This window comes from Polaribacter sp. (genome assembly GCF_965660385.1).
Taxonomy (GTDB): domain Bacteria; phylum Bacteroidota; class Bacteroidia; order Flavobacteriales; family Flavobacteriaceae; genus Polaribacter.
The window spans coordinates 1-19,290 of sequence record NZ_CBFHZT010000048.1 but is presented as its reverse complement, the minus strand read 5'-3'; the positions used below and the strand labels follow the sequence as shown (position 1 = coordinate 19,290).

Sequence of the window (19,290 nt, the reverse complement as noted above, 5' to 3'; positions counted from 1 at the left end):
CCCCTTTTAAAATTTCGATACGCTCAATTTGACTTACTGCTAACAAACGCAAATCAAATTCTTGATTAATTGCTGATTGATCTGTAACTGGCACACCATCAATCAACACCAATACTTGCCTACTTCTACCACCTCTTACATAAATACTTCTTGGTTCTGATGCATTAGTGTTTACACCTCTTACATCTATACCCACAACTCTATTTAAAATTTCAATAAAATTTCTACCAGCATTTTGCTGTAACTGTTGTTGTGTAATCTGGGTAATTACCTTACCTGTGTTTTCTTTTTTTAACGCAAACTTTGTAGCAGTAACTACAATTTCATTTAAAGATTCTACTTTTTCTTTTTGCTTTTCTTTTTTTTGAGCAAAAAGAGTTGTGCTGGCAAAACTAAAAGCCAAGGCACTAACAATTAAAAATTGTTTTTTCATGATAACGATTTAATTTAAAACATGCCTTTTGCTATTTACAAAAAGGCAATAATTAGTTTGTCCGAAAGTTTTTTCGGATTTTTTAAATAAATCAGGTAAATTTTGTGTACCAGTAAATAGTAATTAGTACATAAACTTTTATCCCGAAAGTTTTTAACTCGTGATTGAGGCAGGTCTCCTGACTTGCATTATGCTGAACCTTCCCATTTATTTTAAACATGATTCAAAATAAACAGTGGTAATAGTTTTCAGCTGGATGCCAAATCAAATTTGACACATGCTTACAGTTGCGGGTACAGTTCTGGTTTTTCACCAGATTCCCTTTTAATTCAATGTAAAATGATTTTTACATCAAAACCAAAATCTGGGCAAATGTAGCTGTATTCTTTTTAAAAATCTAATAAATACTAGTATCAATTTTTATATCTTTAACGTTCAATATGTAATGAAGTATGAGAATAGAAAACGATTTAAAATTAGGCTTTAAAGATGTTATGATTCGTCCAAAACGTTCCACTTTAAAATCGCGATCGCAAGTTAGTTTAGAAAGAGAATTTAGTTTTCTTCACAGTGATATTATTTGGAAAGGAGTACCAATTATGGCTGCAAATATGGATACTGTTGGTACATTTGAAATGGCAACTGCTCTAGCCAAGCATAATATGTTTACAGCGATACACAAGCATTATTCTTTGGAAGAATGGAGAAACTTTGCAACAAATTCTTCTCAAAAAATATTAAATAACATCGCTGTAAGTACTGGAACAGGAAAAGAGGATTCTGAAAAAGTAAAACAAATTTTAAATGAATTTCCACAAATAAATTTTATTTGTATTGATGTTGCTAATGGATATTCTGAACATTTTGTAAAGTTTGTAAAAAAAATGAGAAGCAATCATCCAAATAAAATAATTATAGCTGGTAATGTGGTTACAGGAGAAATGGTTGAAGAATTGTTGTTAGCTGGCGCTGATATTATTAAAGTAGGCATTGGTCCTGGATCTGTATGTACTACTCGTGTAAAAACAGGAGTAGGTTACCCACAATTATCTGCCATAATAGAATGTGCAGATGCTGCTCATGGTATGGGAGGTCATATAATTTCTGATGGTGGCTGTAAAATTCCTGGTGATTTGGCAAAAGCTTTTGGAGGCAGTGCCGATTTTGTGATGTTAGGTGGAATGCTAGCAGGACATGCTGAAAGTGGTGGTGAATTGATTGAAAAAAATGGAGAAAAATTCAAGGCTTTTTATGGTATGAGTTCTGAAACAGCTATGAACAAACATGCTGGTGGTGTTGCAAATTATAGAGCATCTGAAGGAAAAACAGTAAAGATACCCTTTAAAGGAAATGTAGTAGATACTGTTATTGATATTTTAGGAGGAATACGATCTACATGTACTTACGTTGGTGCCAAAAGATTAAAAGAATTAACCAAAAGAACTACCTTTATTAGAGTGCAAGAACAAGAAAATCAAGTGTATTCATGATTAAAAAGTTAGTAGTTTTTTGTTGTTGGTTTTTAGTTTTATTTTCTTGTAAAAAAGAAACGCATAAAACTGAGGCTGAAACAACACAAAAAAGCACAATTAAATATGCAAAAGGTTTTGACATTATTAATTATAATGGCACTAAAAAGTTGATTATTAAATCTGCTTATCAAAATTCAGAAGAAACATTTGTTTATACCATCAAAAGAAAAAAATCTAATACTATTATTGATTATAAATATGGAGTTCTTCAAGTGCCTATTGAAAAAATAGCGGTGACTTCAACCACACATATTCCTATGGTTGAATTGTTAGCTGAAGAAAATACAATAATAGGTTTTCCGTATGCTAAATATGTTTCATCCCAAAGAACAAGAGCCTTAATTGATAAAGGAAAAATTAAAGAAATTGGCAAAGAAAACGCGTTAAACACCGAAGTTTTATTGAATTTAGATCCAGAATTGATAGTTGGCTATGGTGTTTCATCTGCAGATAAATCTTTAACCACTATTAAAAAGGCCGGAATAAATGTAATTTATAATGGAGATTGGTTAGAAAAAACACCTTTAGGAAGAGCGGAATGGATTAAATTTTTTGGAGTTTTATTCGATAAAGAAAAACAAGCTGATAGTATTTTTAAAGTCATTGAAACAAACTACTTGGAAGCTAAAAAAACAGCATCAAAAACCGTAAAAAAACCAACAGTTTTATCTGGTGCAATTATGAGTAAAGATATTTGGAATTTACCTGCAGGAGACAGCTTTGTTGCTCAGTTTTTAAATGATGCAAACCTCAGCTATTTATGGAAAGATTCAGAAGGAAAAGGTAGTTTATCTTTAAGTTTTGAAAGTGTTTTTGACAAAGCACAAAATGCTGATTTTTGGATTGCACCCGGCTATTTTTCATCAAAAAAACAAATGTTAACCAACACAAAATTGTATGCAAAATTTAAAGCTTTTAAAGATAATAAAATATTTACGCCAACTACTAAAAAAGGTAAAACAGGTGGTGTTGTGTATTACGAGTTGGCACCAACAAGACCAGATTTGGTGTTAAAAGATCTTATTAAAATTACAAAACCTGAGTTATTACCCAATTACGAATTGACTTTTTTTGAACAAATGCAATAAAAATTATTGCTGCTGTTGTTGCTCTTGATAATTTGTATTATTTTTTTCTTTTTTTTGATGTTGATTCTTTAAAAGTTTCCTTTTAATAGTTTCTTCGGCTTTGTTCTTTTTATCCTTTTTTTCTGTCATAATAAAGTAAAATTACATTTTAAACTTCTCTAAATTAACTTAATCATTTCAAAAACAATAAAAAACATAAGAAATAAAAATATTTAGCGAATAATATTTCAAGTTAGGGTTTATTACTTCTAGTTTTTTTAAAATTTATCAATTTCTAATATTTCAGCCTATTTTTTTTGGGGAAAAGCTTCAAAGTGGTTTAGACTATTTTTAGTATTAAACACAGATTATTTTTATTCAATAAATAGGCTTTTTGAGTGTTTTTCCATTATTTCATCTTTGGGAAAATGAAATTAAAATTTTGCTATCATTTGAATGATATGACTTTTAAACAGCTATTAAACAACAAGCATCATTTTAAGAAAAAGTTAAAAACAATTAGAAATATCAATATCCTAGCACTCATCTTTGTTGTGCTCGAGCCTTATTTCTCTCATATACAAAAATAAAGGAAATGTAAAAGCTACAGCAATTAAAAAAGTAATTGGAATAAGTGTCCACCAATATTTAATTTTTAATCGAAGTGATTCAGGAATCATAAACGCAAAAAAAGTTAAACAGACCATAGTTAAATCTGCCCCAAAAGATTTCCCCGCAAAATTTTGCTGTGCATCTTTAAAAAAACCTATAAAACTTGCATTTTCAACTGTATTAAAATATTGAATGTTATAATACCAAGTATAACAAATGCCAAGAACAGACAAGGCTAAGTATATGTGTTTACGTTTCATTTAATTTTATAATAAATTAATTATAAGCCTTTTATGGTTTGTGTAGTTATATAGTCTACCACTTTAGTTAAGTCTCTTGTTTCTTCAAAAATTTTCAATTGCCTATCTGCTCCTGTACCTTTTTCTAACATTTTAAAAACATATTCCACTTCGTTTCTAGACCCTAAATCGTCTAAAACATCATCTACAAAATCTACAAATTCTTGCATTAAAACTTTAGTTTCAACTTCTATTTCTTTTCCAAAATCTATCATTTTACCTTCAATTCCATAACGTCCAGCTCTCCATTTATTCTCATTTATTAACGCTCTATGGTAGGTAACAAAATTTAAATTTTGTGTTCTTAATTTATACAATTTGGCTACTAAAGCCTGAATCAAAGCAGCAATACAAATTGTTTCATCAACAGTCATAGGCACATCACAAATACGAACTTCTAAGGTGGGAAATACTGGATGAATACGAATATCCCACCAAATTTTTTTAGGATTATCAATACATTTTGTTTTTACTAACAAGTTTACATAGCTCTCATATTGAGCATAATTATCAAAAACGCCAGGAATTCCTGTTCTTGGAAATTTATCAAAAACTTTAGACCTAAAAGATTTAAAACCAGTTTTTCTTCCTTCCCAAAAAGGAGAATTTGTTGATAAAGCATACAAATGAGGTAAAAAATAACGCATGGCGTTTACCAAATGTAAAGCCATATCTTTATCAGCCATACCAACATGCACATGTAAGCCAAAAATTAAATTAGATCTTGCAGTATCTTGCATTTCATTTATGATTTCATCATATCTTGGGTTTGGTGTTATCAATTGGGTTTCCCATTTCGAAAAAGGATGTGTACCAGCTGCACCAATTTTATACCCTAAATCTTCTGCAATTGTTGAAATTGATTTTCTTAAATGAGAAATTTGTTGCTTTGCATCTGTAATATCTTCACAAATATTTGTACCAACTTCCACAACAGCTTGATGCATTTCTGCTTTTACCTGATCATTTAAAACTTTAGATGCTTTGGTTACAATTTTTTGATTATGAGATATTAATTCTCTAGTGGTAGGATCAATTACTTGATATTCTTCTTCAATGCCTAATGTAAATTTCATTTAGTTGTACTTAATTAAAACCTAAATGTATTAATAAAAGGTGATAAAATAATTTACAATTGAAAATTTATAGAAATATTAGGCCCTTTTCAGTACAAGAAAACAAACTATTTGCCAAATATTTTTACCAAAACCTTAAAAAATTGATGTATGTATAGAAATATTTACAATTTAGTAGTTTTACTTTTGATTAAACTCAATGTTAATCGATTAAATCGAACAAATAATAATACAGAGGCCGTAGATAAACCTGCTAACAAACCTAACCAAATACCAAAACTGCCATACATGGTTTCTTTTCCTAAAAAATAAGACACAGGAAAACCCACACACCAATACGAAATAAAGGTTAAAATGGTTGGTATTTTAACATCTTGCAAACCACGTAAAGCACCTAAAACCACAACTTGTATACTATCTGAAATTTGAAAAATAGCTGCAGCTAATAATAATTTCGAGGCAATTGTAATTACTTCCATATTATCATTATAATTTACAGCATCATCTAAATCTACATAAATTTTAGGCAAAATTTGATGAAATAAAAAGAAGAAAGTGGCAAAAACTGTAGCGAAAATAATGCCTAATAAAAAAATAGAAAATGCTATTCTGCGTAACTCTTTAAAGTTTTGCAACCCTTTTTGATTTCCTACTCTTATCATTGATGCCACACTTAAACCCATTGCCACCATAAATGTCATTGAAGACAAGTTTAGCGCAATTTGATTTGCTGCTTGAGGGTTTTTACCCAACAAACCACTTAACCAAATTGCTGCTGTAAAAATAGCTACTTCAAAAAACATTTGCATAGCACTTAAGGAACCTAAGTTGATGATTTTTTTAATCATCAACATATCTAAAACAAAGAATTTTAAATTACTAATAATTCTGTGAGATCTTGCTTTATTTTTTAATAGCAACCATAAATAAATTACCATAATAATTCTCGAAGCCAACGTTCCATAAGCTGCGCCAACAATACCCAATTCTGGAAAACCAAATTTCCCAAAAATTAAGACATAATTAAAGCCAACATTTACAATATTGGCCACTAAAGTAGCGTACATTGGGTATTTGGTCATCGACATTCCATCACTAAATTGCTTTATCGCTTGAAAAATAATCAATGGAATTAAAGAAAAGGCTACCAAATCTAAATACGGAATTGCCAATTCTACGACCTCTTTAGGTTGTTGCATCAAATACATTAATGGTTTTGCAAAAAATACTAACAGAAATAAGAATACTCCTAAAGTTGTGCATAAAAATAATCCGTTTTTATAGGTTGCCCTTGCTTGAACTAAATTATCAGATGAGTCTGCTTCTGCTATTAAAGGAGTAATTGCCGTAGAAAATCCAATACCAATAGACATTGCAATAAACATAAAACTGTTTCCTAAAGATACTGCAGCCAATTCTGCAGTACCTAATTGCCCAACCATAATATTATCTACAAAAGCAACGAAGGTATGCCCTAACATACCTAACATTACAGGTGCTGCCAACTTCCAATTGTATTTAAATTCTGATGTATATTGACTAATATTCACTTTATTTTATTGAATTTTTGACTGCGAAGATACAGATTAAAGATTCATTTTTTAAGATGAACTTCACAGTTTTTACAAATCTATTTGAATAAAAATACCTATTTTTGAATATCATAAAAAACATATAAAATGGCAGATATTACGTTAAAAGGAAATGCAATTAAAACAATTGGAAATTTACCAGAACCAGGTACAAAAGCTCCTGAATTTACTTTAACAGCTGGAGATTTATCACACAAAAATCTAAGCGATTTTACAGGCAAAAATATTATTTTAAACATTTTTCCAAGTGTAGATACTGGAACATGTGCAATGTCTGTTAGAGCGTTTAATAAAAAAGCTGCAGATTTAGAAAATACAGTAGTGTTATGTATTTCTAAAGATTTACCATTTGCTCAAGGACGTTTTTGTGGTGCAGAAGGTATTGAAAATGTAGTGATGTTATCTGATTTTGCAACCGGAAGTTTTGGAAATGATTACGGATTAACTATAGAAAATGGTCCGCTGGCTCACTTGCACTCCAGATGTATCGTAATTGTTGGAACTGATGGAAAAGTAACCTACACAGAACAAGTACCTGAAATCGTAGATGAACCAAATTATAATGCTGCTTTAAACGCTTTATAAAATGAAAAACCCTAAAGATGGTTTTATTAGAGGAAGAATTCGTAGTCTTAAATTCGCCTTTAAAGGTTTATGGATTTTAGTGACTACAGAAGATAGTATAAAAGCGCAGCTTTTTTTTGCCTTAATTGCCATAATTTTAGGGTTTTGTTTTCATATTTCGCTCACAGAATGGGCAATTCAATTTCTAGCAATAGGCTTAGTGCTTGTAGCAGAGGGTTGTAATTCGGCTATTGAAGAGGTAGCCGATTTTATTCACCCAGATTTCCACGTTAAAATAGGGTTGATTAAAGACATCGCTGCTGGAGCCCCTACTTTTGCTGCATTAATTTCATTAGTAATTGCTGGTATTATTTATATCCCGAAAATTTCTGCATTATTTTAAGCAAATATGTATATTTACCCCTTAAAAATATTCAACATTTTTAATGGTTAAAAAGAAGCAAAGCACTAAGAAAATTACGGATTCAACAACGAAAAAACAAAGTTTTTTTTCGTCGTTAAAATCAAGACAAACGCAAACTATTGTTGGTTTTTTCTTGATGTTATTTTCGTTATTTTTGTGTATTGCATTCATTTCATTTTTTTTTAATTGGCAAGAAGATCAAAGTACTTTAAATTATCTTGCTGATAAAAGAGTAATTAGCAAAAATCTTTTAGGTAAAATTGGAACCAATTTAAGTCATTTTTTTATTTATGATGGTTTTGGTTTAGCTGCCTTTATTGTAGCTTTTCAACTATTCTTATCTGGCTTTTTTATCCTCCTTAAAAAGAAATTTTCAGAAATTATAATTTCTTGGAATTGGAATATGGCAGCTATGCTTTGGTTTTCTATTTCTTTAGGCTTTTTAAATAAAAAATATGCCTTATTATCTGGTGTTATTGGTTTTGAAATTAACAATTATCTACAAAGTTTTATTGGTAAAACAGGGTTGGTGATTGCTTTGGTATTTTTATTGATAACGTATATTATAGTGCGTTATAGGGTAAATATTGATGCTTTTATCGAAAATTTAAAGGAAAAAAGAGAGGAAAGAAAAGCTAAAGAGATTGAAGAATATGAACAACAAAAAATAGCTAAAACCGCTGTTAAACAAGTAAACGAAGAGCCTGATACTAAAAAAAATATCAAATCTATTCCCGAAGAAAAAGAGGAAAAATCAGAATTTGAATTATCAGTTAAAAACTTAAAGCCTACCATTAGCAAACATTCTGATGTTGATGCAAAAAACGATGAAAAAATCTTTAAAATTGATAAAAAGCCTGAACCTGAATTTAAAATAGAACAACCAAACGAAGATTCAGTAGAAGATATGAATGATGTAGGAATAGATGTGGCAGTTGCTAGAGAGGAAGAATCCTCTACCGAAAATTTATCAGATAAAATTTTAAAAGATTTTGGTGAGTTTGATCCAACATTAGAATTGTCTAACTTTCGTTTTCCAACTTTTAATTTATTAAAACAATACAATGAAAGTATTTCTATAGACCCTGAAGAATTAGAGGCTAACAAAAACCGAATTGTAGAAACTTTAAAAAATTATAAAATTGGTATTGCAGAAATAAAAGCAACAGTTGGGCCCACGATTACGTTATATGAAATTGTGCCAGAAGCAGGGATACGAATTTCAAAAATTAAAAATTTAGAGGATGATATAGCCCTGTCTTTATCTGCGTTAGGAATTCGAATTATTGCACCAATTCCTGGTAAAGGAACGATTGGTATTGAAGTGCCTAATAAAAAATCTACAACAGTTTCTATGCATTCTGCCATTTCTTCTCGAAAATTTCAAGAGTCTCAGATGCAATTGCCTATAGCTTTAGGAAAAACTATTTCTAATGAAACTTTTGTGGTAGATTTGGCTAAAATGCCTCACTTGTTAATGGCTGGTGCTACTGGTCAAGGTAAATCTGTTGGTTTAAATGCAGTGCTAACATCACTTTTATATAAAAAACATCCAGCAGAAGTAAAATTTATTTTGGTTGATCCTAAAAAAGTAGAATTAACTTTATTTAATAAAATAGAACGACATTATTTAGCAAAATTACCTGGTGAAGACGAAGCTATTATTACAGATACTACTAAAGTTGTACATACTTTAAATTCGCTCTGTATAGAAATGGATAATCGTTACGATTTGCTAAAAGCAGCAATGGTCCGTAATATTAAAGAATACAACACTAAATTTAAACAGCGAAAATTAAACCCTAATGATGGACATCAATTTTTACCTTATATTGTTTTAGTAATTGACGAATTTGCAGATTTAATTATGACTGCTGGTAAGGAAGTTGAAACCCCAATTGCACGTTTAGCACAATTGGCAAGAGCTATTGGAATCCACTTGATTGTTGCCACGCAAAGACCTTCTGTAAATGTAATTACAGGAATTATTAAAGCAAATTTCCCTGCCAGAATTGCATTTAGGGTTACTTCTAAAATAGATTCTAGAACCATTTTAGATGCTGGTGGTGCTGATCAATTAATTGGTCGTGGAGATTTATTGTATACAAATGGTAATGACATTAAAAGAATTCAATGTGCCTTTGTAGATACTCCAGAAGTTGAAAAAATCACCGATTTTATTGGGTCGCAAAAAGCCTATGCAGATGCGCATTTATTGCCAGAATATGTAGATGATGAAAATGGCACAAGTGTTGATATAGATATTGCAGATAGAGATAAACTGTTTAAAGAAGCCGCAGAAATAATAATTACAGCACAACAAGGTTCTGCATCTCTTTTACAAAGAAAATTAAAATTAGGTTATAATAGAGCTGGTAGATTAATTGACCAATTAGAAGCTGCTGGAATTGTTGGTGGTTTTGAGGGTAGTAAAGCAAGACAAGTTTTGATACCAGATTTTATAGCATTAGAACAATTATTAGAAAACGAAAAGAATCCATAAAATGAAAAAAATAATAGTTTTACTTTTAACTGTATGTTTTACACACATTGCATTTTCACAAAACGAAGCTGCAGCAAAAACGTTGTTAGATGATGTTTCCAATAAAATGTCTGCTTACAATAACATGTACTTAAGTTTTAGCCAAACGTTAAGTAATGAAGAAGCAGGAATTAAAGAAGGTGATGAACCACCAATTCGTGGAGAAATCAATTTACAAGGCGAAAAATACAATCTTAATTATTTAGGAAATAACTTTATTTATGATGGTAAAAAACTTTATGTGATCAATAATGAAGAAAAAGAAATTTCTATTACAAATGGTGATATGGGCGAAGATGATGGTTTTATTTATCCCTCTAAATTATTAACTTTTTACAAAGAAGGTTACAATTTAGAAATGGGAAATTTAAAAAATATAAATGGTAGAAAAATTCAATTTGTAACCTTAAACCCAATGGATAGCGAATCTGATATTGTAAAAGTAGAGTTAGGTATAGACGCCAAAACTAAACATATTTACAAATTGATTCAAACTGGGGCAAATGGTGCAAAAACCAGTTTTACCATTACAGATTTTAAAAGTAACCAATCGTTATCAGAACACTTTTTTAAGTTTGATAAACAAAAGTATTTGGACAAGAAATATATAATTGATTAAACAATTCAATTAACAATAAATTAGTAGCATCTTACTATTTAAGATGCTACTTTTGTTTTTTATGAAGATTTTAGATAAATACATCTTAAAGAGCTTTTTAGTACCTTTCGTTGCTACATTTTTAATTGTACTTTTTGTTTTGGTGATGCAATTGTTATGGCAAGCCTTCGAAAATATTGCTGGTAAAGGTGTAAGTATCATCTTTATTTTAAAGTTTGTTTACTATTCTACTTTAATGATTATTCCACAAGCACTACCAATTGGTGTGCTCTTATCATCCATAATGGCATTGGGTAATTTAGGCGAAAACTATGAGTTTGCTGCTGCCAAATCTGCTGGGATATCATTGCAAAGATTGGTAAGACCATTAGGAATTTTGGCTATTGGCTTAAGTTTGGTTAATTTTTTATTTTTAAATAATATTTTTCCTTATGCCAATTTAAAACAACGAAATTTATATAGCAATATAAAAAAGAAAAAACCTGCCATGGCACTTGTTGCTGGTAGTTTTAATTCAGATATTCCTGGGTATCAAATAAAGTTTGATGAAAAATATGGTGAGAATGAAAACCTCTTAAAAAACGTTTTAATTTACGATTTAAAGGCTAGAAGAGGCAATCAAAAAGTAATTACTGCAGATAGTGGTAAAATTGTTTCAAAAGAAGGTAGTAGATATATGACCTTGATGTTGTACAATGGTAACTATTATGAAGAGCACGTAAAGTCAGCTAAAACATCTATTAAGAGAAAAAAAATGGCAGCTTCTAGTGCAACTTTCAAAGAATACGAATTTAATATTGATGTTGGTGATTTGTTAAATGATGGGGCTTTAGATAGTATAAATTCTAAAAACAGCCCAATGATGTATACTTTACAGCAGATTAAAGATACCATTCCTAGATTAAAAAATAATTATGATGAGATTCTAGAAATACGTGCTAAAAATATTTACATCAGTGCTCAAGCAAAAGAATTGTATCAATACCCTGATTCTTAAAAAAATAAAAATCTCAATAGTATTATTATTAATAATTTTGAACTTCAAGATCAAATAACCATTTTAAATTCTGCTATAACCAAGTTAAGTAGAATGGCTAGTACTGTTAAAAATAATAAAAACAATATTAAGTATAAACGAAAAGTGTTAAACTTTTACGATACCGAATACTACAACAGAATTGCATTTTCTCTCTCTTGTGTAATCTTATTTTTTATTGGTGCTCCATTAGGATCAATTATAAGAAAAGGTGGATTTGGTTTACCAATGATATTGGCAATAGCAGTATATGTAATTTACTTTTTCACAAACACGTTTGGAAAAAATTTGGCAGAAGAAAGTAGTATTACTTCGTTTTTAGGTTCTTGGATATCTGCCATAATTATGATACCAATAGCTATATTACTAACAAGAAGAGCAACAAAAGACAAAGGAATATTTAATTTCGATTCTTTTATACAACCCGTTACTAATTTTTTTAAAAAATTAATAACTAAAAAAAATAAATAATGAGTTCACCTATTTTACATAAAGAAATAAAATTAGACACAATTGAAGCTGCCATTAATGATATCAGAAATGGAAAAGTAATTATAGTTGTAGACGATGAAAATCGTGAAAATGAAGGCGATTTTTTAGCAGCCGCAGAAAAAGTTACGCCAGAAATGATAAACTTTATGGCAACTCAAGGTCGGGGTTTAATTTGTGCGCCAATAACAGAAAATCGTTGCAAAGAATTGGAACTCGATATGATGGTAAACAATAATACAGATCCTATGGAAACTGCGTTTACTGTTTCTGTAGATTTACGAGGTAAAGGAGTAACTACTGGTATCTCAGCTTCAGATAGGGCACTAACTATAAAATCTTTAATCAACAAAGAAACAAAACCTTTTGACTTGGCAAGACCTGGTCATATTTTTCCTTTAAAAGCAAAAGAAGGTGGCGTTTTACGAAGAACAGGTCATACAGAAGCTGCCATAGATTTTGCTCGTTTGGCTGGTTTGCAACCTGCAGGTGTTATTGTAGAAATTATGAATGAAGATGGAACTATGGCACGTTTACCTGAACTCATTGAAGTTTCTAAAAAGTTAGATATTAAAATTGTTTCTATTGAAGATTTAGTAGCTTATAGAATGGAGCACGATTCTTTAATTGAAAAGAAAGACGATTTTGATATTGAAACTCGTTTTGGGAAATTTAGATTAAGAGCTTATCAACAAACCACTAATGATCAAGTGCATATTGCGTTAACAAAAGGTACTTGGACAAATGAGGATAGCGTATTAACCAGAATTAATTCTACCTTAGTAAATAATGATATTTTAGGTACTTTAACGAATGATGCTGATAAGAAATTAGACCAAATGTTTAAGGTGATTAATGAAGAAGGTAAAGGTGCTATTTTGTTTATCAACCAACAAAATCAATCTAAAAATTTATTAACTAGATTGCAACTACTAAAAGAAAATCAAAAAAACGGAGAATTAAAAGCACCAGCCATTGCTATGGATCAAAGAGATTTTGGTATTGGAGCTCAAATTTTACATGATTTAAACATCAGTAAATTAAAATTACTAAGTAATTCTCCACAAACCAAAAGAGTTGGTATGATTGGCTATGGTTTAGAAATTGTAGATTATATTGGCTATTAAATATTTATGTGAAGTAGGAAGTTAGTCATTTTAAACTCATTTAATTTACTAACTTCCTACTCCTATCTTTACACATCAAACTTCAAGCTTCCTAATTCCAGATTTCTAGTCTCTTTATCCTTCTCAAACCATCTAGCAGTAAGTTTTCCTCTTAAAAAAATAGCATCACCCAAAACCTCTAACCAACTCCCCTCTCTTAAACCTAAAACCGGAGTTTCATTAAACACATGAAATTCCTTAATTCTTGTTTCACGAGTTTCACCCATATGTGTAGAGCCTTTTATCGGATCTAAATAATGAGCATTAATATTAAAAGGGATACAAACTAAAGTAGTAAAACTTGGAGGATAAACAATAGGCATATCGTTGGTATTCATCATGTTAACTCCACAAATATTACTTCCTGCACTTGTTCCTAAATATGGGGTTCCGTTTTCTATAACTTCTTTTAAGGTTGATAAAATATCATTTTTATACAGTTGATTTACCAACTCAAACGTATTTCCTCCTCCTGTAAATATAGCTTCTGCATTTTGTATTGCATCAATTGGGTTTTCAAATTCATGAATTCCAGTTACAGATATGTTTATTTTAGCAAAAGTTTTATTTGCTAAAGTAGTATACTCATTGTAAGAAATTCCACTTGGCCTAGCATAAGGTATAAACAAAATTGTTTTCGCCCCCTTAAAAAAAGTCTTTAAAGTAGGTAACAAATACTCTAAATAACTACTTCCATGAATTGTAGATGTACTTGCAATTATCATTTTTTTCATAAAACAAATTTATGAGTTAGAATTGATTTAATTTCGTAATTTTACAAAAAAGGCAATTTTATGCTTTAATCATTTTTAAATTCACAAAATATGAAATCTAAAATAATTATTCTGGCATTATTAATTTCTACAGTATATTCTTGTAAAGTTTCAAATACTTCTTTGGTTGCCATAACAAGTAACGATTTGGTGGGTACTTGGACAATTCAGAGTATAACAATGGATAATGCTGTTTTAAATGTTACAGAACCTGTAAATATAACACTTACTGGTAACGGTTTTGGAAAAAATTTTAATACAAATATAGCCTTTTCAGAAAACCCAAATCGTGTAACAATGACTGGCGATTTTATTTTTCAACTCACATATAAAGAACCAAGTGGAGATGAAAAAACAGAAGAGTTACTTTTTGACAATATTTTCTTTAACGATAACTTTGGATTTACAACTAGTGCTTGGACTTTAGATGACAATACATTGCAATTAAATGAAGGTGGCGAAAATATGACCATTGAGGTAATTTCTTTTGTAGATGATGTGTTAACGATACAAACAGATGTAAACAAATCTATAACCTTAGATGGGGTTACTTCTACAGTAGTTGGTAAAGCTACTATTAACATTCAAAAGTAAGAAAACACAAAATAATTCTTAAAAGCATCATAAAAATTATGGTGCTTTTTTTCGTTTAACAAAAGTTTACCATTCTATTAATAGAGTTTTAAGAGCAGCCTCTCTTTTCTTTGTTAACATGAAAAATCAACTAATTTTATATTGTTTTCTTTTTTGCGCTTTTGCTTATAGTCAAGAAAAACATAAAACAATATCTGGAAAAGTTTTTTTTAAAGATGATATAATTGCTGATGTGCATATCATCAATAAAAATTCTAATATTGGCACAACTACTAACGACATAGGTTTATTCGAAATACCTGTTAAAATTGGCGATACTTTGGCTTTTTCACACATCAATATAAAGGATTTAGAAATTGCTATTACCAAGGAAATAATTAACAAAGAAATTTTTAGTATTCACGTAAAAGATAAAACCTACCAATTAGACGAAATTACATTAGGAAACACAAAAAGTATTTTTTCTGTTGATCCAGAAATTATGCCTCCACCTACTGTAAATGCCAAAACACTTCAGTTACCTTATGCAAATACAAAAGCAAAAAAAGACTATAGTATTGTTAAATTTAGCTCTGGGGCTGCAATAAGTTTAGACAATTTAATTAATACATTAAACGGAAATAATCGAAGAGAAAAACAATTGAAAAAGATTCAATATGAAGACAAAATTCTAGAAAAAATTAGAAAGTTTTATACTGATGATTTTTTTATCACAGATTTAAACATCAAACAAAAAAACATTACGCCATTTTTAAATTTTTGCTTTAAAAAAAACATCATTGCTCACTTTAACAAAGATGAAAGATTAAAACTCACCAAAATACTAATGCAAGAAAGTAAAACTTTCCCTCAAGATAAAACAGAAATCAGTTTGATTAAAAAAGAATAATTTTTACAATTTAGTTGAGTAAATACACACTTTTTATGCTTAAAAAAATACTTTTTCTTTATTTTATATTTTTATCCTTAATGTCAGCTGCACAAAGTCAAAAACGATTAATTAAGGGAATAGTTTTAGATTCTTTAGGAATTGTTAAAAACGTAAATATAATTAATCAAAAAACGAAACTTGGCACATTTTCAAATGACCAAGGTTTATTTAGCATTTATGCCTCAAAAGGAGACAGTCTAAATTTTTCATCTGTTCAGCATATCAATAAAATTATCATAGTCTCAGATGAAATATTTTTTAAACAAAACATAAAAGCTATTTTAAAATTAAACACCTATACTCTAGATGAAATTACACTTAAAAAACATAATTTAAGAGGAATCTTAACTTCTGATATTAAAGAAATACCAAAACAGAAAAGAGATTCTATACTTAAGGATAACCTAGATTTTTCGAATATTGATTTAAACCTCAAAGACTCAAGAATAGATGCTAATAACCGAGCTGAGTCCGAAGTTGTAGTTGTAGATCCAACCCAAAAAAATCAAGGTGTAAATTTATTAGGTTTTCTGTCTTTAAAGAAGAAAAAGTATAAACCAATTGTTAACAATGATTTTGATAAAACAAAAGTACCTACTAAAATTCTAACTGAACTTGGCGAAGATTATTTCTTTAAAAAACTAAATATCCCTAAACAAAAATATCATAACTTTTTAGAGTTTTGCAATTTATCAACTGTTATTAATTTATACAAAAAAAAGAAGCTATTAGCGTTAATTCAGTTGTTTGAAAATCAAAGTATTGCGTATTTAGAAACGCTTAAAAAGTAGAACAGCTTTCTTTTTTAAATTAATTAAAATAATTCAAACCCATTTTTTAACAAAAGTTTCCAATAAATTTTTTAGGTATTCAGCAGATTAATTTATAATTTGTCAATAAGAAATTAATCCATGTTAAAAAAACGTATTCCCTTTGTATTATTACTGTTTTTAATCACTTCGCTATCAGCTCAACAAAAAAGAAAGTTAATTACGGGTAAAGTTTCTGACTCTCTAGGGGTTGTTAAAAACGCTAATATCATCAATTTAAAAACAAAACAAGGAACTTTTTCTAGTGATCAGGGTTTATTTCGAATTTTTGTTTCAAAAGGAGATACTTTAAGTTTTTCATCAATACAACATAAACTCAAAAAATTAGTCGTTTCAAATCAAGTTTTTGAAAACGAAGAAATAGCGGTTCAATTAAAATCAAATACATATGTTTTAGATGAATTTGATTTAAAAAGACATAATTTAATGGGTAGATTGGGTGTTGACACTAAAGATGTACCAAAAGATACGAGAGATTCTTTACTAAATAGTGTGATGGATTTTTCTAATGTAGATTTTTCGGAAATAGACCCCACTGTAGATGCTATTGAAAAAGTAAGACCTCCAGTTGTAAATACAATGGCTGGTGCAATGCCTATGGCTGGTGCAGGTGCTGCTGTTGTAATGCCTTTTAAAAATTCTCAGCGTTTGTGGGCTTTACGAAAAAAATTAGCTCAGAAAAAAGCATTTCCCTACAAAGTATTTTCTGAGTTAGGTGAAAAGTTTTTCTTTGATGAGCTAAAAATTCCTATTGATAAATATTTCCATTTTTTAGAATATTGTAACCCTTTAGGTATCGAAGATTTACATAAAGAAGGTAGAATTTTAGAACTCATTAAAATTTTAAGAACAGAAAGCGTTTCTTACCTTAAACTGATAAAAAATGAGTAATTTGGCTCAATAATTGATTTTTATATCAGTATGAAAGTAAATAAAACAGCAATACTCCTATTTATAGTTCCACTTTTATCGTTTACCACTCATAAATATTATTTGAGTTTAACACAAATAAATTACAAAAGTGAAGCAAAATCCATACAAATTATTATCAACGTGTTTATGGATGATATCGAAACCGCTTTAAATAGCGATCATAATATTGACTTACAGTTAACCACCAAAAAAGAATTAAAAAATAACGATGTGTATTTTGAAAACTATCTTAAAGAAAAACTCTTTTTTAAAGTTGATGGAAGTAAAAAAAACTTTAATTATATTGGCAAAGAATATGATGGTGATTTGGTTTTCTTTTATTTAGAAATCGAAAATATTAATGAAGTTCATAATATTGATGTTACCAATACAATTTTAACCAAACATTTTCCAAAACAACAAAATTTAATAAAATCTAAAGTAGGCAAAAAACATAAAAGTGTTCTATTAACTAAAGATGAAAATTCAGCTCATTTAAAATATTAAATCATTCAGTAATCACACAAACAACTAATTTTATGAAAAACATCGGATTTTTATTGTTTTCTTTTGCTTTTGCAGCGAGCTCTTATGCGCAAATAACAAAGCAAGGACACACAAACACCAACAAATTTAGACAGCTAAAGCAAGAATTAGCTACACCAAATCTAGAAAGAACAGCTTCTGGAGCACCTGGAAAAGAGTACACACAACAAAAAGTAGATTATGTAATGGATATTGTTTTAGACGATGCCAATACAAAAATTACTGGCTCAGAAACTATTACCTATCATAATAACTCTAGAGATGAGCTACCTTATTTATGGGTACAATTAGATCAAAATATGAGAGCCGCAGATTCTAAAACACCAGACATTAGTTCGGGTAAAATTAGAACAAAAATGAGTAAAAGAAGGTTTGAAAGTGCATACCCAGAAGAGCGTTTTGATGGTGGTTTTAATATTATGAGCGTAACCAATACAGATGGCAGCGATTTATCGTATATCATTAACCAAACCATGATGCGCATTAACTTACCAAAGCCTCTAGCATCTGGAGAAACATTTAAATTTAATATTTCTTGGTGGTACAACATCAACAATCACAGAACACAAGGTGGTAGATCTGGTTATGAACATTTTGATGAAAACAACAATAATAACTATGTAATTGCACAATTTTACCCTAGAATGTGTGTGTACGATAATGTAGAAGGTTGGCAAAATGATCAGTTTTGGGGAAGAAGTGAATTCGCACTAGAATTTGGAGACTTTAATGTAAATATTACAGTACCAGAAGATCACATGTTAGGCGCAACAGGTGTTTTACAAAATATGGAAGAAGTACTCTCTAAGAAAGAATTAAAAAGATGGGAAAAAGCACAAAAATCTTTTGATGAACCAGTAGTTATTAGAACACAAAAAGAGGCCGAAAAAATTGAAAAAACTAAAGCAACTGGTACCAAAACATGGAAGTTTTATGCAGAAAATGTTAGAGATTATGCTTTTGCAACATCAAGAAAATTTATTTGGGATGCTATGGCTGTAGATATTAATGGTAGAACTGTAATGGCACATTCTTTATACTCTAAAGAAGCAAACCCTTTATATGGAGATCATTCCACAAAAGCTGCAGCACAAACTTTAAAAACATATTCAAAATATACATTTGATTATCCTTATCATAAGGCAATTTCAGTTGATGGACAAATGGGAATGGAATATCCACAAATTTGTTTTAATCCTGGAAGACCAGATTTACCTGATGGAGGATATTCTGACAGGGTAAAATATAGAATG

At 29.7% G+C, this 19,290-nt stretch carries 20 protein-coding genes, 1 pseudogene and 1 riboswitch; of the genes and pseudogenes, 15 read left to right on the top strand and 6 right to left on the bottom strand.

The window, feature by feature from the left end:
• Positions 1-433 (bottom strand): TonB-dependent receptor (locus ACTG3V_RS12650; RefSeq protein ID WP_439132538.1); only part of this gene is annotated, 433 nt, incomplete at its 3' end.
• 151 nt (positions 434-584) lie between these two features.
• Positions 585-810, bottom strand: a riboswitch (cobalamin riboswitch).
• A gap of 75 nt (positions 811-885) precedes the next feature.
• Here ACTG3V_RS12650 and guaC point away from each other — a divergent pair.
• Both guaC and ACTG3V_RS12640 read left to right on the top strand, forming a co-directional pair.
• Positions 886-1,923, top strand: coding sequence for a GMP reductase (gene guaC, locus ACTG3V_RS12645; RefSeq protein WP_439132537.1), 1,038 nt, complete (start codon positions 886-888; stop codon positions 1,921-1,923).
• The gene (locus ACTG3V_RS12640) at positions 1,920-3,053 is read left to right on the top strand and encodes an ABC transporter substrate-binding protein (protein WP_439132536.1); all 1,134 of its coding nucleotides are present in this window, start codon (positions 1,920-1,922) and stop codon (positions 3,051-3,053) included. Before guaC ends, ACTG3V_RS12640 begins: the two co-directional genes overlap by 4 nt.
• A gap of 3 nt (positions 3,054-3,056) precedes the next feature.
• Here the strand turns inward: ACTG3V_RS12640 and ACTG3V_RS12635 are convergent, their stop codons facing one another.
• The 4 genes from ACTG3V_RS12635 to ACTG3V_RS12620 form a co-directional block, all read right to left on the bottom strand.
• Entirely contained in the window at positions 3,057-3,182 is a 126-nt protein-coding gene (locus ACTG3V_RS12635; RefSeq protein WP_439132535.1) for a hypothetical protein, read from the bottom strand.
• A gap of 386 nt (positions 3,183-3,568) precedes the next feature.
• Complete coding sequence (locus tag ACTG3V_RS12630) at positions 3,569-3,904, bottom strand: DUF2834 domain-containing protein (protein WP_439132534.1); 336 nt, start codon at positions 3,902-3,904, stop codon at positions 3,569-3,571.
• A 20-nt stretch (positions 3,905-3,924) separates the two neighbouring features.
• The gene (locus ACTG3V_RS12625) at positions 3,925-5,019 is read right to left on the bottom strand and encodes a carboxylate-amine ligase (RefSeq protein WP_439132533.1); all 1,095 of its coding nucleotides are present in this window, start codon (positions 5,017-5,019) and stop codon (positions 3,925-3,927) included.
• 164 nt (positions 5,020-5,183) lie between these two features.
• Complete coding sequence (locus ACTG3V_RS12620) at positions 5,184-6,569, bottom strand: MATE family efflux transporter (RefSeq protein WP_439132532.1); 1,386 nt, start codon at positions 6,567-6,569, stop codon at positions 5,184-5,186.
• Positions 6,570-6,698: 129 nt separating this feature from the next.
• On the opposite strand from ACTG3V_RS12620, the gene tpx reads away from it, so the two are divergent.
• The 7 genes from tpx to ribB all read left to right on the top strand — a co-directional run bounded on the left by tpx (position 6,699) and on the right by ribB (position 13,412).
• On the top strand, positions 6,699-7,196 hold the full coding sequence (gene tpx / locus ACTG3V_RS12615) for a thiol peroxidase (protein WP_439132531.1): 498 nt from the start codon (positions 6,699-6,701) through the stop codon (positions 7,194-7,196).
• 1 nt (position 7,197) lies between these two features.
• The gene (locus tag ACTG3V_RS12610; protein ID WP_439132530.1) at positions 7,198-7,578 is read left to right on the top strand and encodes a diacylglycerol kinase family protein; all 381 of its coding nucleotides are present in this window, start codon (positions 7,198-7,200) and stop codon (positions 7,576-7,578) included.
• Between the two features lie 43 nt (positions 7,579-7,621).
• The gene (locus ACTG3V_RS12605; protein WP_439132529.1) at positions 7,622-10,102 is read left to right on the top strand and encodes a DNA translocase FtsK 4TM domain-containing protein; all 2,481 of its coding nucleotides are present in this window, start codon (positions 7,622-7,624) and stop codon (positions 10,100-10,102) included.
• A gap of 1 nt (position 10,103) precedes the next feature.
• The gene (locus ACTG3V_RS12600; RefSeq protein ID WP_439132528.1) at positions 10,104-10,760 is read left to right on the top strand and encodes a LolA family protein; all 657 of its coding nucleotides are present in this window, start codon (positions 10,104-10,106) and stop codon (positions 10,758-10,760) included.
• A 61-nt stretch (positions 10,761-10,821) separates the two neighbouring features.
• Positions 10,822-11,757, top strand: a complete 936-nt coding sequence (locus ACTG3V_RS12595; protein ID WP_439132527.1) for an LptF/LptG family permease — start codon at positions 10,822-10,824, stop codon at positions 11,755-11,757.
• A 93-nt stretch (positions 11,758-11,850) separates the two neighbouring features.
• Positions 11,851-12,267 (top strand): LptF/LptG family permease, encoded by a 417-nt coding sequence (locus ACTG3V_RS12590; protein ID WP_439132526.1) that lies wholly within the window; start codon positions 11,851-11,853, stop codon positions 12,265-12,267.
• Positions 12,267-13,412 carry a 3,4-dihydroxy-2-butanone-4-phosphate synthase gene (gene ribB / locus ACTG3V_RS12585; RefSeq protein WP_439132525.1) on the top strand — a complete coding sequence of 382 codons (1,146 nt, stop codon included), beginning with the start codon at positions 12,267-12,269 and terminating at the stop codon, positions 13,410-13,412. The genes ACTG3V_RS12590 and ribB overlap by 1 nt, the downstream gene beginning before the upstream one ends.
• A gap of 68 nt (positions 13,413-13,480) precedes the next feature.
• Here the strand turns inward: ribB and pepE are convergent, their stop codons facing one another.
• The gene (gene pepE, locus ACTG3V_RS12580) at positions 13,481-14,185 is read right to left on the bottom strand and encodes a dipeptidase PepE (protein ID WP_439132524.1); all 705 of its coding nucleotides are present in this window, start codon (positions 14,183-14,185) and stop codon (positions 13,481-13,483) included.
• Between the two features lie 90 nt (positions 14,186-14,275).
• Between pepE and ACTG3V_RS12575 the strand changes: the two genes are divergently transcribed.
• From ACTG3V_RS12575 to ACTG3V_RS12550, 6 genes and pseudogenes are all read left to right on the top strand, one after another.
• Positions 14,276-14,818, top strand: coding sequence for a hypothetical protein (locus ACTG3V_RS12575; RefSeq protein ID WP_439132523.1), 543 nt, complete (start codon positions 14,276-14,278; stop codon positions 14,816-14,818).
• A 118-nt stretch (positions 14,819-14,936) separates the two neighbouring features.
• Positions 14,937-15,707 carry a carboxypeptidase-like regulatory domain-containing protein gene (locus ACTG3V_RS12570; RefSeq protein WP_439132522.1) on the top strand — a complete coding sequence of 257 codons (771 nt, stop codon included), beginning with the start codon at positions 14,937-14,939 and terminating at the stop codon, positions 15,705-15,707.
• An 80-nt stretch (positions 15,708-15,787) separates the two neighbouring features.
• Positions 15,788-16,540: a hypothetical protein gene (locus tag ACTG3V_RS12565; protein ID WP_439132521.1), complete on the top strand. Its 753-nt coding sequence runs from the start codon at positions 15,788-15,790 to the stop codon at positions 16,538-16,540.
• Positions 16,541-16,660: 120 nt separating this feature from the next.
• Positions 16,661-17,470 (top strand): hypothetical protein, encoded by an 810-nt coding sequence (locus ACTG3V_RS12560; RefSeq protein ID WP_439132520.1) that lies wholly within the window; start codon positions 16,661-16,663, stop codon positions 17,468-17,470.
• Between the two features lie 30 nt (positions 17,471-17,500).
• A complete protein-coding gene (locus ACTG3V_RS12555; protein WP_439132519.1) occupies positions 17,501-17,998 on the top strand; it encodes a DUF6702 family protein in 498 nt (165 codons plus the stop codon).
• 32 nt (positions 17,999-18,030) lie between these two features.
• Positions 18,031-19,290: pseudogene (locus ACTG3V_RS12550) on the top strand (M1 family peptidase); the annotation flags it as partial.

Bases quoted from the DNA above. Each gene is read 5' to 3' on its own strand.
- ACTG3V_RS12560 (WP_439132520.1), top strand. From the start codon at position 16,661: ATGTTAAAAAAACGTATTCCCTTTGTATTATTACTGTTTTTAATCACT.
- tpx (WP_439132531.1), top strand. From the start codon at position 6,699: ATGGCAGATATTACGTTAAAAGGAAATGCAATTAAAACAATTGGAAAT.
- ACTG3V_RS12610 (WP_439132530.1), top strand. From the start codon at position 7,198: ATGAAAAACCCTAAAGATGGTTTTATTAGAGGAAGAATTCGTAGTCTT.
- ACTG3V_RS12630 (WP_439132534.1), bottom strand. From the start codon at position 3,904: ATGAAACGTAAACACATATACTTAGCCTTGTCTGTTCTTGGCATTTGT.
- ACTG3V_RS12625 (WP_439132533.1), bottom strand. From the start codon at position 5,019: ATGAAATTTACATTAGGCATTGAAGAAGAATATCAAGTAATTGATCCT.
- ACTG3V_RS12605 (WP_439132529.1), top strand. From the start codon at position 7,622: ATGGTTAAAAAGAAGCAAAGCACTAAGAAAATTACGGATTCAACAACG.
- ACTG3V_RS12640 (WP_439132536.1), top strand. From the start codon at position 1,920: ATGATTAAAAAGTTAGTAGTTTTTTGTTGTTGGTTTTTAGTTTTATTT.
- guaC (WP_439132537.1), top strand. From the start codon at position 886: ATGAGAATAGAAAACGATTTAAAATTAGGCTTTAAAGATGTTATGATT.
- ACTG3V_RS12600 (WP_439132528.1), top strand. From the start codon at position 10,104: ATGAAAAAAATAATAGTTTTACTTTTAACTGTATGTTTTACACACATT.
- ACTG3V_RS12595 (WP_439132527.1), top strand. From the start codon at position 10,822: ATGAAGATTTTAGATAAATACATCTTAAAGAGCTTTTTAGTACCTTTC.
- ACTG3V_RS12555 (WP_439132519.1), top strand. From the start codon at position 17,501: ATGAAAGTAAATAAAACAGCAATACTCCTATTTATAGTTCCACTTTTA.
- ACTG3V_RS12565 (WP_439132521.1), top strand. From the start codon at position 15,788: ATGTCAGCTGCACAAAGTCAAAAACGATTAATTAAGGGAATAGTTTTA.
- ACTG3V_RS12590 (WP_439132526.1), top strand. From the start codon at position 11,851: ATGGCTAGTACTGTTAAAAATAATAAAAACAATATTAAGTATAAACGA.
- ACTG3V_RS12575 (WP_439132523.1), top strand. From the start codon at position 14,276: ATGAAATCTAAAATAATTATTCTGGCATTATTAATTTCTACAGTATAT.
- ACTG3V_RS12570 (WP_439132522.1), top strand. From the start codon at position 14,937: ATGAAAAATCAACTAATTTTATATTGTTTTCTTTTTTGCGCTTTTGCT.
- pepE (WP_439132524.1), bottom strand. From the start codon at position 14,185: ATGAAAAAAATGATAATTGCAAGTACATCTACAATTCATGGAAGTAGT.
- ribB (WP_439132525.1), top strand. From the start codon at position 12,267: ATGAGTTCACCTATTTTACATAAAGAAATAAAATTAGACACAATTGAA.
- ACTG3V_RS12635 (WP_439132535.1), bottom strand. From the start codon at position 3,182: ATGACAGAAAAAAAGGATAAAAAGAACAAAGCCGAAGAAACTATTAAA.